The organism is Hyalangium ruber (assembly GCF_034259325.1).
GTDB classification, from domain to species: Bacteria; Myxococcota; Myxococcia; order Myxococcales; family Myxococcaceae; genus Hyalangium_A; species Hyalangium_A rubrum.
Map to the genome: position 1 here is coordinate 18,474 of NZ_JAXIVS010000023.1, position 11,773 is coordinate 30,246.

Annotated in this window: 10 protein-coding genes; 1 reads left to right on the forward strand and 9 read right to left on the reverse strand. The window is 68.6% G+C overall.

Annotation, left to right across the window (positions count from 1 at the left end):
• Position 1: 1 nt before the first annotated feature.
• The 9 genes from SYV04_RS40495 to SYV04_RS40535 all read right to left on the reverse strand — a co-directional run bounded on the left by SYV04_RS40495 (position 2) and on the right by SYV04_RS40535 (position 10,673).
• A complete protein-coding gene (locus SYV04_RS40495; protein ID WP_321551449.1) occupies positions 2 to 2,221 on the reverse strand; it encodes a M64 family metallopeptidase in 2,220 nt (739 codons plus the stop codon).
• A gap of 150 nt (positions 2,222 to 2,371) precedes the next feature.
• Positions 2,372 to 3,256, reverse strand: coding sequence for a Dyp-type peroxidase (locus tag SYV04_RS40500; RefSeq protein ID WP_321551450.1), 885 nt, complete (start codon positions 3,254 to 3,256; stop codon positions 2,372 to 2,374).
• Between the two features lie 90 nt (positions 3,257 to 3,346).
• Entirely contained in the window at positions 3,347 to 4,564 is a 1,218-nt protein-coding gene (locus tag SYV04_RS40505) for a hypothetical protein (RefSeq protein ID WP_321551451.1), read from the reverse strand.
• Between the two features lie 29 nt (positions 4,565 to 4,593).
• On the reverse strand, positions 4,594 to 5,196 hold the full coding sequence (locus SYV04_RS40510; protein WP_321551452.1) for a hypothetical protein: 603 nt from the start codon (positions 5,194 to 5,196) through the stop codon (positions 4,594 to 4,596).
• Positions 5,197 to 6,222 carry an inorganic phosphate transporter gene (locus tag SYV04_RS40515; RefSeq protein WP_321551453.1) on the reverse strand — a complete coding sequence of 342 codons (1,026 nt, stop codon included), beginning with the start codon at positions 6,220 to 6,222 and terminating at the stop codon, positions 5,197 to 5,199.
• 1 nt (position 6,223) lies between these two features.
• The gene (locus tag SYV04_RS40520) at positions 6,224 to 6,850 is read right to left on the reverse strand and encodes a DUF47 domain-containing protein (protein ID WP_321551454.1); all 627 of its coding nucleotides are present in this window, start codon (positions 6,848 to 6,850) and stop codon (positions 6,224 to 6,226) included.
• Between the two features lie 156 nt (positions 6,851 to 7,006).
• A complete protein-coding gene (locus SYV04_RS40525; RefSeq protein WP_321551455.1) occupies positions 7,007 to 7,696 on the reverse strand; it encodes a M15 family metallopeptidase in 690 nt (229 codons plus the stop codon).
• 137 nt (positions 7,697 to 7,833) lie between these two features.
• On the reverse strand, positions 7,834 to 9,231 hold the full coding sequence (locus SYV04_RS40530; protein ID WP_321551456.1) for a sigma-54-dependent transcriptional regulator: 1,398 nt from the start codon (positions 9,229 to 9,231) through the stop codon (positions 7,834 to 7,836).
• A complete protein-coding gene (locus SYV04_RS40535; RefSeq protein ID WP_321551457.1) occupies positions 9,228 to 10,673 on the reverse strand; it encodes a sensor histidine kinase in 1,446 nt (481 codons plus the stop codon). The genes SYV04_RS40530 and SYV04_RS40535 overlap by 4 nt, the downstream gene beginning before the upstream one ends.
• 137 nt (positions 10,674 to 10,810) lie before the next feature.
• Here SYV04_RS40535 and SYV04_RS40540 point away from each other — a divergent pair, with 137 nt between their 5' ends.
• Positions 10,811 to 11,746, forward strand: coding sequence for an MBL fold metallo-hydrolase (locus tag SYV04_RS40540; RefSeq protein WP_321551458.1), 936 nt, complete (start codon positions 10,811 to 10,813; stop codon positions 11,744 to 11,746).
• Positions 11,747 to 11,773 lie beyond the last annotated feature (27 nt).

Consider the following 11,773-nt stretch of genomic DNA (forward strand, 5'->3'; position numbering starts at 1 on the left):
CTCACGGCAGGGTGTCCGACCACGGCTTCGAGTCGTGCAGCGGGCTGTAGATCCAGTGGTAGTAGCCGCGGTCCAGGACGAAGCCGCTCGACGAGCGCCGAACCATGCCGAACCACTCCGCGTTGCGGATGAAGATGTCCGCCTTGCCAGCGCCCCCCTCGTAGTTGACGGCCTGGATCTGGTCGGCTGTCCCAAGGCCCCAATCCGAGGCGGCGCCGTTGATAAAGTCCGACGACCAGCTGCCGCTCAGCGCGGTGGACGACGACATCAGCGTGCCCAGGTACTTCGGGGTCCAGTCGGTGACGTTGAGGACGAAGAGGTCCGCCTTGCCGTCCTTGTTCGCATCCGCGACGGTGAACTTGTCGCCCGTCTTCATCGTCCAGCCCGGGATGTTGGTGGCCCAGTCCGTGCCCGCGTCGTCGTCGTAGCGCTTCACGTAGTTCAGGGCCGTGCCCGTGGACTTCGTCAGCTCCAGGTAGGCCACCCCCCAGTCCGCGCCGTTGAAGACGTAGAGGTCGTCCTTGTTGTCGCCGTCGATGTCGCCCACGAAGTGCTGGTCGTTGGCGCCCATGTTCCAGCCCGAGGCGAGCGTCGTCGTGTAGAGCTTGATGTCCGACAGGGTCGTGCCCGTGGTGCGGATCATCCCCAGGTACTTGTAGCTCCAGTCCACGCCGTTGAAGACGTAGAGGTCCGACTTGTTGTCGCCGTCGAAGTCGGCCACGTAGAACTTGTCATGGGGGCCCATGCTCCAGCCCGGGATGCTGGTGTCGTAGCGCTCCACCGTGGAGAGCGCGGTGCCGCTCGACTTGAGCATGCCCATGTACCGGATGCTCCAGCTGGTACCCGTGAACAGGTAGAGGTCATCCTTGGCGTCACCGTCGAAGTCGGCCACGAAGAGCTGATCCGCCGCGCCGATGGAGCCGTAGCCCGGCAGGGTGCCGGCGTAGTGGATGACGGTCTCCAGGCCCGTGCCGTTCGAGCGCAGCAGGCCCAGGTAGCGGGTGCCCCAGCTCGTGGTGTTGAGCACGTAGACGTCGTCCCGGCCGTCACCGTTGAAGTCCGCCACGAAGAGCTTGTCGCCGGCCGCCAGCGTCCAGAAGTAGGTGCTGCTCGGCGCCGAGGGCACCAGGTTGTTCGCGGTCCAGACCCGGTCCAGCTGGAGCGGGCTGCCCTGCGAGCGGTAGATGGCCAGGTCGTTCCCGTTCTGGATGAGCACGTCAGTCCGCCCGTCCCCGTCGAAGTCACCCGGGAAGCTCTTGCTGAAGTCATGGTCGAGCTGGGGATAGAGCGACTGGCGCATGAGCGTCTGGCACACGGGGCAGTAGTTGGGGGTGTTGCCCTTCATCCGGCAGTTGTTCACGGGGCGGTAGAGGCCCGACTCATAGGTCCCACACCCGTTGAACATGCCCACGGTGCGGTTGCTGTCCATGCCGGACAGGAGCGTGGTGGGGATCGACGTGGTGGGGCTGATGAAGCGGTTCCACAGCACGGTGCTGCGGTTCAGGACGGTCGAGCAGTTGCGGGTGTTGATCGCCGCGCCCGTGTACGCGCCCTTGCCGGAGGCCGAGTACTCGTCCCTCAGCCCGCCAATGCCGTGGCCCGCCTCGTGAGCGACCACCTGCCAGGAAGAGGAGCGCGTCTGGACGATGTCGCGAGGGCCCCGGTTGCAGCCGCCAAAGCCCGGCTCGTTGAGCAGGACGATGATGTAGTCCGCGTGGGACAGGCCGTTGTCGCTCAGCGCGGTGTTCTTCAGGTTCTCCGTCAGGTTCACGCCGAAGAGCGAGGAGTGCTGCAGCCAGCAGTGCGCCCAGGAGCCAGAGTAGATGTAGCGCAGCGCCGTGTTCCGGCTCGTCTGGCTGATGACGGTGTCATCATCCGGGTCGCTGCTGGTGCCGTTCTCGTCGTATTCGATCTGGCTGACGCCCGAGTCCGTCGAGTTCAGGTTGAGGCGGTAGACGTTGAAGGCGTTGTGCTGCTCTCGGAAGAAGTCGTTGCCGAAGACGCCGTTGGCCACCAGGTCGTTGACCTGCGTGTTGTAGGCGGCCTGCTCAGCGGCCGTGTAGCCGTCGCCCATGACGACGACGACCTTCTTCCCTGAGTCCGGCCCGTTGTTGATCAGCTTGGTGCAGGTGGGTGCCTCGCACTGCGCCGCCGCCTCGGTGGCGGACAGGAGCATGGCGCAGAGCACTCCTGGAAGGATGGTGATGACTTTGGACAGCATCGTTTGACTCCCCTCACAGCGTCGCGAGCGACGCGGCACAGGGCCCGGAAGCCGGGCCTCGTACCCAGGTGAACGGAGCCTCCGGAGGATCTTCCCGGAAGGGGTGCCAAAAACCTTGCGGACCTGAACCTACATCAGGCTCGCGTCATCTCATCCAACGCCGAGGAGCGCCAGGTCGAGGCGGCCGGCCGCGACCGGCGGGCACCAGTAGTAGCCGCCGCTCACGGGCCGCGAGAACATGAAGAGTCCGTCCACGACCCCGTCCTCCAGCCCCGCCATCCGGCGCATCATGATCTCGAACCGGTCGAACGACTCGACCTGGGCGATGAACTCGAGCCCCTCCTGCGTCGCGGTCGCCCACGGCATGGAACGGCGGAGCATGAAGGCCGGTGGCTCGAAGCTCTCCTGCGCCGTGCGCTTCACGTGAGCGGACTCCGGCGCTTCTTCGATCTCATCATTCGAGTCGGCACGCCGGCCGATCAGCATCTCGCGGCGATCCTGGGTGAACTGACGGAAGCGCACGAGGTCATGCACCCATCGCTGCACGACGAGGAAGCTCGAGCCACGCAGGTGCTCGCCTCCGGACACGAGCGCCGACTTCACCGCCAGTTCTCCCTGGGGGTTCTCCGTCCCGTCCTCGAAGCGCGTCAGGTCGCGACCCTCGCGGTAGGTGAACATGTCGTTCGAATCGGCGAGCAGGAACGCGTCGGCGACGAGCTCGCGAATGTGCTGGGTGAGGTCGAACACCACGCCACGATCAGGGCCGCGCAGCAGGAAGCAGAGCGCGTCCTGCGTCGACGGAACGCTGCAGGCAGGACCGGACATGGCCGGAAACGTGCGCAGCCCGGGGATCTTCTTGCCGAGCGCGAGCGCCACCGGCTCGCCGATGCCGATGACGCCGCAGTCCAGCGAGACGCCGTCACGAAGGCGGCGGAGCGCGCCGAGCACATCCGTCTCCGGCGCGATGCGAAAGGTGAGCGAGCGGCCGACCGTCGGGCGGTCGGCGAGGACTGAAGGCTGAGCGTTCTCGACCATGGGCGCGCGATTACCGCAAGCCACGCCGTGCGTCGAGGCACATGCGCCCCGGGCTGCTGGGGACTCGACACGGCCCAGGGCCGCGCTGCCTCAAGGCCTGCTGAGGTTCGACAGGAACGTCTGCAGCGTCGTCATGGCTGGGCCGCGGGGATGATGCCACCTTCCCCCGCGCTCGAGCCGATAGACCGGAATGTTGGCGAGTCCCTCATCCCCCAGCTGCGCGGGCAGGTCGAGCAGGCTGATGTGGTAGTAGTAGCCCCCGCAGCCATCGGTGGCCATCTCCACATACGGACGCTTCTCGTACGCCTCCATGTCCAGGAAGTGCGGCGGGCCGAAGTCGACCGAGATCTCGCTGTGGGCGTCGCTCCCGAACATCCATTCGTTGCCCCGAAGGCGGCCGCGCGGCCACTCCACGGCGAACAAGTACCGGAAGGGCAGTGGCACCTCGACTTCGCCGGCGGGCGACTGCATGCGCTCCGGCCGGTACACGCGAGGATTGAACTGACACCCGAGCCGCTGGAGCTCGGCGATGACCGGCCAGCCCACGGAGCACTGCTCCCAGACAGACTGGGGCGCTGACAGCCCTCGCGCTTCGAGCTCCTTTCGCGCCAGCTTCCGCAACGCCCCGTTGGGGTAGTCGAGCAGCGGCGTCAGCGCCCGGCTCACCGGCTCCACGGGCGCGTCACACCCCAGGAGCGCCTCGACCAGCCGCTGAAGCGCCGGCGTGGTCTTCTGCGAAGGACGCCGCGCCCTCATCTCCACGGCGCGGTCCGCCAGCGCGTCGGCCGCCTCTCGGGCCACGGACCCGAGTTGCTTCGCGAACTCGGCCATCGACTCGTAGCGCTTCTCCGTCCCATCCGGCTCACGCAGCGCCGAGATGATCGCTGGCACCGAGAGCGCGCCGAAGTCGACCAGCTGCTTCATCATCGTCCGGTCCTCGACGCGGACGAAGTAGGTGAGCACCTTGCTCGCGGCCCCGGGCACGTGCGCGACCAGCCGATCCACGAACTGCCGCCGCGCCGCGGGCTTGAGCTGCCTGGCCGCATCGAAGGTGTCTGCCGTCGCCAGCAGCGGGGCCCGACCCACGCCCTCCCCTTCCAGCCAGGCGCCAGGCGCGTTCCTCAGCCCTGGCGGCCAGTTCCCCAGGCGCTCCTCGAGCAGGGGCACCCACTCCGAGGCCAGCGTCTCGGGAGCGAGCGCCCAGGCATCGTTGATGACCCGGGCAAGCCGCTCCCACGTCTCGTAGCTCGGTTCCCACGCGAGCAGCGTGTCGCGGGCCTCCTGCAGTGCCTTCAGGTCATTGGCCACGTTCCTCTTCCTCCCCGAGGGTGCTCAGGTCAGAAGCGTACGTGCGTGAGTGCCTCTTCCACGAGTTCTAGTTTCACGCCGTCCCAGCCCCAGAGGTTCTCCGCCTCCAGCCCGCGGCGAGGTCCCCAGAGCGTGCCCGTCAGGTGGTTGAAGTACTTGCGCTCTGCTTGGAGCACATGCCCCCGCTCCCGCGCCTTGGCGAGCAGCGCCTCGCTCGCGGGCTCGAAGCGAGACCAGCTCGACACGTGGTAGTCGAACTCTCGCGGCTCGGGATAGGTGCGCAGGAACCACTCGTACTCCTGGTCCAGGAGCGCGACGAGCCGCTGCTCCCCCGTCGCAGCGTGCGGCCCGGCTAGGTCGAGCACCACCGAGGCCAGCAGCACATCGCCGTGGATCACGACCATGGGACTGGGGGAGACCGCTCCCGCCCGCTCCAGCAGGGCCGTGCGCTCGGCCAGCATCCGCGGGCCATACCGCGCCAACCAGCCCTGCATGAAGCCGCGCCCGACGCTGTACTGCTCCTGGTAGAGCGCGGGCATCTCCTCGACGACGGAGGTGCGCCGCATCGCGTGCGCACTGCGCGAGTAGGAGCACAGCCGCTCCTCCCACGCCTCTTTCGACAGTCCCTCCACCTACCCGACGAGCCCTACCACCAGCCGGGTGAGCCCGTAGACGAGCACGGCCACCAGCGCCGCCGCGGGGATGGTGAACACCCACGCCCAGAGGATGCGCCCGGCCATGCCCCACTTCACCGCGCGCCAGCCCTTGGTGCTGCCCACGCCGACGATGGCGCCCGTGATGGTGTGCGTGGTGGACACGGGGATGCCGAGCTTCGCCAGCGCGATGATGGTGACGCCGCCGCCCGTCTCCGCGCAGAAGCCGCCGATGGGGGCCAGCTTCGTGAGGCTGTGGCCCATGGTGCGGACGATGCGCCAGCCGCCAAAGAACGTCCCCAAGGCAATCGCCGCGTGGCAGGAGAGGATCATCCACGTGTCGATGTGGAACTCGCGGTCCTTCCAGATGGTGCCGAACAGCACCACGGCGATGATGCCCATCACCTTCTGCGCGTCGTTGGTGCCGTGGCTGTAGGAGAAGATGGCCGAGGACACCAGTTGCAGCCGCCGGAACCAGGAGTCCACCTTCAAGGGCGTGGAGCGCCGGACGATCCACGTGCTCGCCACCATCATCATCGTGCCCAGCGTCACGCCGATGAGCGGGGAGAGCACGATGAAGGCGACGATCTTCGCGATGCCCGAGCCGACGAGGCCCGAGGGGCCGAGCACTGGCAGCGTGGCGCCGATCATCCCTCCGGCCAGCGCGTGGGACGAGGAGGAGGGCAGCCCCCACCACCACGTCAGCAGGTTCCACACGATGGCGCCCATCAGCGCGGAGAAGATGACCATCAGCACGCCGGTGGAGCCCTGCGCACGCAGCATCTCGAAGTCGATGATGCCCTTGCCCATGGTGTTGGCCACCTTCACCCCACCGCCGAACGCCGCGATGAAGTTGAAGAAGGCCGCCCAGGCCACCGCCAGGTTCGGCGACAGCACGCGCGTGGACACCACCGTGGCGATGGAGTTGGCCGCGTCGTGGAAGCCGTTGATGAAGTCGAAGATGAGCGCGAGCGCGACGATGGTGATGACAGAGATGAGCAGCATCTCAGGAGTGCTCCAGGACCACGCCCTCGATGACGTTGGCCACGTCGTTGCACTTGTCCGTCGCCGTCTCGATGAGGTCGTAGATCTCCTTCCACTTGATGATGGTCAGGGTATCCGCGCCGCTCTTGAAGAGCCGCCCCATCCCGGAGCGCAGCGCCTCATCCGCCTGCGACTCCAGCTTCTTGATGTCCTTGCAGCCGGCGAGGATCTGATCAGGCCGCTTGATGAGCCGCAGCGCGGCCACCACCTCGCGGACCTTCTCCGTACACAGCACCAGCAGCCGCGCCAGCTCCGTGGCGTCCGGCAGGCTGGAGGGAATCTCGTAGTAATGCAGCCGCGCCGCCGCCGCGTTGGTCAGGTCCAACACGTCGTCGATGCGCGAGAGCAGCGAGTGGATCTGCGTGCGGTCGAACGGGGTGATGAACTGCTTGTGCAGGCGGTTGAAGGCCGTGTGCGTCACCTCATCGCCCTTGTGCTCGATGTCCTTGAGCGCCTGCACCCGCGCGGGCACGTCCCGGTAGTCACTGAGCAGCGCGTGCAACATCTTCGCGCCTTCCACCGTCACCGCGCACTGCGCGTCGAAGTCGTCGAAGAACTCGTCGGACTTCGGCATCAACTTCTGGAGCATTCCGCCTCCTGCTTGCGCCCGGCATCTGGGCGCGCTCGGCGGGAGGCCGCGACACAATCGCGACACTCCCGTTACGGAGGCGTCACCTACCCTACCTGTAGAGAATCTCCAGTGCTCTGTGAGGTGGGGGGGTGTTTCACATGTAGGCGCAGCGGCTTACGCCACGCCACCGCCCTTGTACGTCCAGTGCCAGTGCTCACCGGCCACGTCGTTCTTGAAGCCGTACTTGGCCGCGTTGTTCTTCAGCCAGTTGTAAGCCTTGGTGTTGTAGCCCCCGATGCCGCCGATATCCATGGAGATACCGTTCTGGTGGTTGGAGTAGCCGGGCTTGGCCGCCAGGTTGCCCGTGCCGTTGAGGTACTTCTGATAGAGGACCTTCTGCTCCTCCATGGAGCGGAAGCCGCTGGTGGCCGTCAGGTTGATGCCGGCCGCCTTGGCCGCCTTCTGCATGGCCATGAAGTTCTTCGCCGCGTCGGCGCGCATGTACTTGCCGTTGCCCACCGGCACCACGGTGATGGTGGAGGGCTTGCCCTGCACGTACGCCGTCACCTGCTTGGAGCCCGCCGGGGTGCCCGGGTTGGACACCGCGCCGCCCTTGAGCGCCGCCCACGTCTTCGGCCCGACGACGCCGTCAGCCACCAGGCCCTTGGAGCTCTGGAACTTCTTCACCGCCGCCTCGGTCTTCGGACCAAAGTCCCCGTCGGCCGAGATGTTGTAGCCCTTGTTGCGCAGCAGGTTCTGCAGCTGCGTCACCGCCGCGCCCTTCGAGCCATTGCGGAGCGTGGGCTGGCTGCTGGTGGCGGAGAGGCTCGTGGCCTGGGTGCGCGTCGCGCTAACGGTGGTCATGGGGGAAAGACCTCATTTCTTGAAAGAAGAGAGAACCTGCCTGGTTATCGCCAGGATCAGGTCCGGGTTGCGCCCAACCCCCACATTCTCCCCCTCATGTTTTCCGGTTTTCGAGGCGCGGCGCGTCAAAAACCCAGTCATTCCGAGCGTTTGAAGTCCTCGGAGCGCACCCCATAGCGCTTGAGGAGCCGGTGCAGGCTCTCGCGCTCCATTCCGGCGCGATCGGCCGCGTGGGTGACGTTGCCGCTGAACTCCTGCATGAGGGCCGTGAGGTAGTCGCGGGACACGGCGTCGCGGGCGCTGTCCACCGCCTCCCGGTAGGGCAGCTTCGCCAGGCTCTCGGGCGGCAGGGCCCCGCCTCCAGCGGAGCGCCCCAGCTCCGGCGGCAGGTCCTCGAGCTGAATGCGCGGGCCCTGGGCCACCGCCACCGCTCGCGCCACCGCGTTCTCCAATTGCCGCACGTTGCCCGGCCACGGAGCGCTCGTGAGGGCGCGCAGTGCCTCGGGCGTGAAGCCCTCCAGCGGACGTCCGGCCTTGGCGAGGAAGTGCAGCGCCAGCAGCGGCAGGTCCTCGCGCCGCTCGCGCAACGGGGGCATGCGCACGGTGAAGACGTTGAGCCGGTAGTAGAGGTCCTCGCGGAAGCGCCCGGCGGCCACCTCCGCCTGGAGGTCCCGGTGGGTGGCCGCCACCACGCGTGCGTCCACCTTGATGGGCGTGGTGGTGCCCACGCGCCGTACCTCCTTCTCCTGCAGCGCGCGGTTGAGCTTCACCTGCACCGGCAGTGGCAGCTCACCCACCTCGTCCAGGAAGAGCGTGCCGCCGCTGGCCTCCTCGAAGAGCCCCACCCGCGCCGCCGTAGCTCCGGTGAAGGCGCCCTTCGCGTGGCCGAACAGCTCGCTCTCCACCAGCTCCGCTGGCAGCGCCCCGCAGTTCACCGCCACGAAGGGACCGGCTCGCCGTGGGCTCTCGGCGTGTACCGCGCGGGCCGCCAGCTCCTTGCCCGTTCCTGTCTCGCCCAGCAGCAACACCGTGAAGTCGCGCGCCGCGCCCTGCGCCAGCATCGCGCACGCCTGCCGCATGGGCGCGCTGGTGCCCAGCAGCCCGTGGAAGTCCGGCGCCGCCGCGAGCTTCTCCTTCAGCCCCTCCGTCTCCTGTTGCTGCCGCCTCCGGGCCAGCGCCCGTGCCACCACCAGCGCCACCTCGTCCGGATCGAATGGCTTGGAGAGGTAGTCGTAGGCGCCCTCACGCATGGCCTCCACCGCCTTGGGGATGCTGGCGTACGCGGTGACGAGCACCACCTCGGTGGACGGCGCGCGCCGCTTCACCTCGCGCAGCACCGCGAAGCCGTCCGCTCCTGGCATCTGGATGTCCGTCACCACCACGTCGAACTCGCGCGAGGCCAGCAGCGCGAGCGCCCGCTCCCCGTCCCCCGCTGTCGTCACCGCGTAGGCCTCTCCGAGGATGCGCGAGAACAGCTTGAGCATGTTCTCCTTGTCGTCCACCACCAGGACGCTCGGCCGGCTCGCTTCGCTCATACGCCCTCCCCGGCCGGCGGCAGGTGCAGCGTGAAGCGTGCGCCTCCCAGCGGCCCCGTGTCCGCCTCGATGCGCCCGCCGTGCGCGTGGGCGATCGCCTGGCTCACCGCGAGCCCCAGCCCCGTGCCCGAGGCCTTCGTCGTGAAGAACGGCTCGAAGAGGCGCGGGCGGTCCTCCGGCTTCACCCCCGGCCCTGAGTCCGACACCGCCACGCTGGCGCCTCCATCCGCGCGGCCTTCGATTCGCACCTCCACCCGCCCGGTGCCTCCCGCTGCCTCGGCCGCGTTCTTCACCAGGTTGAAGAGCACCTGCCGCACCCGCTGCGGGTGGATCCACGCCGGCGCGTCTCCCTCCACCCGCACCTGGGCGCTCCCCAGCCGCGCCGCCTCCTGGAGCCGCGCCACCACCTCGTCACAGACCTCTCGCAGCGCCACGCGCTCCACCGCCACCCGCCCCGGCCGCGCCAGGTCCAGCAGCCCCTCCACGATTTCCTGGCAGCGCACCGCTTCCTCCTCCACCACCTTGAGGTCCTCGGCGAGCGGGCCTTGCGCCTTGCGCTGCAGCAGCCGCACGTAGCCGAGGATGACGCCCAGCGGGTTGTTGATCTCGTGCGCCACGCCCGCCGCCAGCCGGCCGATGCCCGCGAGCTTCTCGTGCTGGACGAGCTGCTCCTGGTGCGCGCGCAGCGCCTCCGTCATCCGGTTGAACTGGGCCGCCAGGCCTCCGAACTCCCCCGGCTCGTCCTCGGGGATGCGGGTGTCCAGCTCTCCGCGCGCCAGCCGCGCCGCCCCCTCCGTCAGCCGCGCCACCGGACGCGCCACCGAGTTGCCGATGTAGAGCCCCACGCCCGCCGCGAACAGCGTGGCCCCGCCCAGCAGCAGCAGCGTCCACTGGAAGCTGGTGTGCTCCACCGCGCCCACGTGCTCCTCGAACGAGCCGATGGACGCATCGAACCTGCGCGCCAGCGCGTCCGCTCGGGCCTGGATGACGGACACCAGCTCCAGCGCACGCCCGTGGGCGGCCGTCACCGCGGCGTGGTCCTTCGCCACCACGGCTGGCAACAGCGTCTCACGGTAGAGCCGGTCCAGCGCGTCTCCCGACTCCTGGATGTCGCCCACCCAGGCGCGCTCCTCGGCGTCGCGGGCCTGCTCCCAGAGCCGGCGGGTGAGCGCCTCCACGCGGGCCCGGGACTCCGCGTGGAAGCGGGCGTGGCTGTCGTTGCCGAGGATGATGGTGTGCGCCAGGTGCGCGTACTGGTCCCTCACGGCGGTGGCCAGCTCCAGCGCGTCGCGGACCCGGCCGCTGGCCGCCTGGAGGGTATGCGTGCCCTCGTGAATGTCCGAGAGGCGGCCGAGCGCGAACACGGACGCGGCGGCGAACAGGGCCACCAGCGCCCCGAAGGCGAGCAGCAGCTTGCGCGTGGTTCCAGACGGGGGACGCATGAGTTCTTCTCTCTATATAAGGAGGGAGCCGCGTCTGGCGGCTCTCCTCGCGTGCGGCCGACATCTCCCCTCTTGCGCGGACAGGCTCCGGGCGAGCATGAACGGGGGAGCGGGCCCCGCGCCCGAGGAGAGCCCCCATGGCGCCGCGCTTCAAGAACCTCGATGGCAGCATCCCCCAGTCGTTCAACACCGTCTTCAAGTGGGCGGTGGCGGACAAGCTGGCCGGCCGTCGTCGCAAGTCCCCGGACCGGGCCCCTGTTCCCACCGTCGAGCCGGACCTCGCCGCCCTGGCCACCCCGCCCGCTCCCGGCGAGGGCGCGCGGCTGACGTGGCTCGGCCACGCGAGCTGGCTGGTGCAGCTCGATGGGCTGTCCCTGCTCATTGACCCGGTGCTGCGCGACGCCATCAACGTCGTCATCCGCCGCAACGTGCCCCCGGGCGTTCCTCCCGAGAAGCTGCCGCCCATCACCGCCAGCCTCGTCTCCCACAACCACTACGACCACCTGGACCTGCCCAGCCTGGAGCAGGTCCGCGCCCCCATCGTCACCGGCCTGGGCCACGCGCGGCTGTTCCGGGGCGCGAAGCTGCCCTGCACCGAGCTGGACTGGTGGGGCTCCACGAAGGTGGGCCCCGTCACCGTCCACTACGTCCCCTCGCAGCACTGGAGCCGCCGGGGGCTGAATGACGCCAACGAGATGCTCTGGGGCGGCTTCGTCATCGAGGGCTCCAGCGCCCGCCTCTACCACTCCGGCGACACCGCCTACTTCGACGGCTTCAAGGAGATCGGCCGCCGCTACCCCGGCATCGACGCGGCCATGCTGCCCATCGGCGCGTATGACCCGGCGTGGTTCATGAGCAAGCAGCACATGAACCCGGAGGAGGCGGTGCAATCCTTCGAGGACCTGGGCGCCCGCCACTTCATGGCCATGCACTGGGGCACCTTCAAGCTGACCGACGAGCCGCTCAACGAGCCGCCCCAGCGCCTGGACGCGGAGTGGACCCGGCGCGCCTGGCCGCGCGAGAAGCTGCACGTGCTCGCCGTGGGCGAGAGCCTCACCGTTCGTAACGGTTGAGCCCGGCGAAGCGGTGTGCTTTGGGAG

Excerpts from the sequence above, each read along its gene's own strand:
- SYV04_RS40495 (WP_321551449.1), bottom strand. The coding sequence starts at position 2,221 with ATGCTGTCCAAAGTCATCACCATCCTTCCAGGAGTGCTCTGCGCCATG.
- SYV04_RS40500 (WP_321551450.1), bottom strand. The coding sequence starts at position 3,256 with ATGGTCGAGAACGCTCAGCCTTCAGTCCTCGCCGACCGCCCGACGGTC.
- SYV04_RS40515 (WP_321551453.1), bottom strand. The coding sequence starts at position 6,222 with ATGCTGCTCATCTCTGTCATCACCATCGTCGCGCTCGCGCTCATCTTC.
- SYV04_RS40520 (WP_321551454.1), bottom strand. The coding sequence starts at position 6,850 with ATGCTCCAGAAGTTGATGCCGAAGTCCGACGAGTTCTTCGACGACTTC.
- SYV04_RS40525 (WP_321551455.1), bottom strand. The coding sequence starts at position 7,696 with ATGACCACCGTTAGCGCGACGCGCACCCAGGCCACGAGCCTCTCCGCC.
- SYV04_RS40530 (WP_321551456.1), bottom strand. The coding sequence starts at position 9,231 with ATGAGCGAAGCGAGCCGGCCGAGCGTCCTGGTGGTGGACGACAAGGAG.
- SYV04_RS40535 (WP_321551457.1), bottom strand. The coding sequence starts at position 10,673 with ATGCGTCCCCCGTCTGGAACCACGCGCAAGCTGCTGCTCGCCTTCGGG.
- SYV04_RS40540 (WP_321551458.1), top strand. The coding sequence starts at position 10,811 with ATGGCGCCGCGCTTCAAGAACCTCGATGGCAGCATCCCCCAGTCGTTC.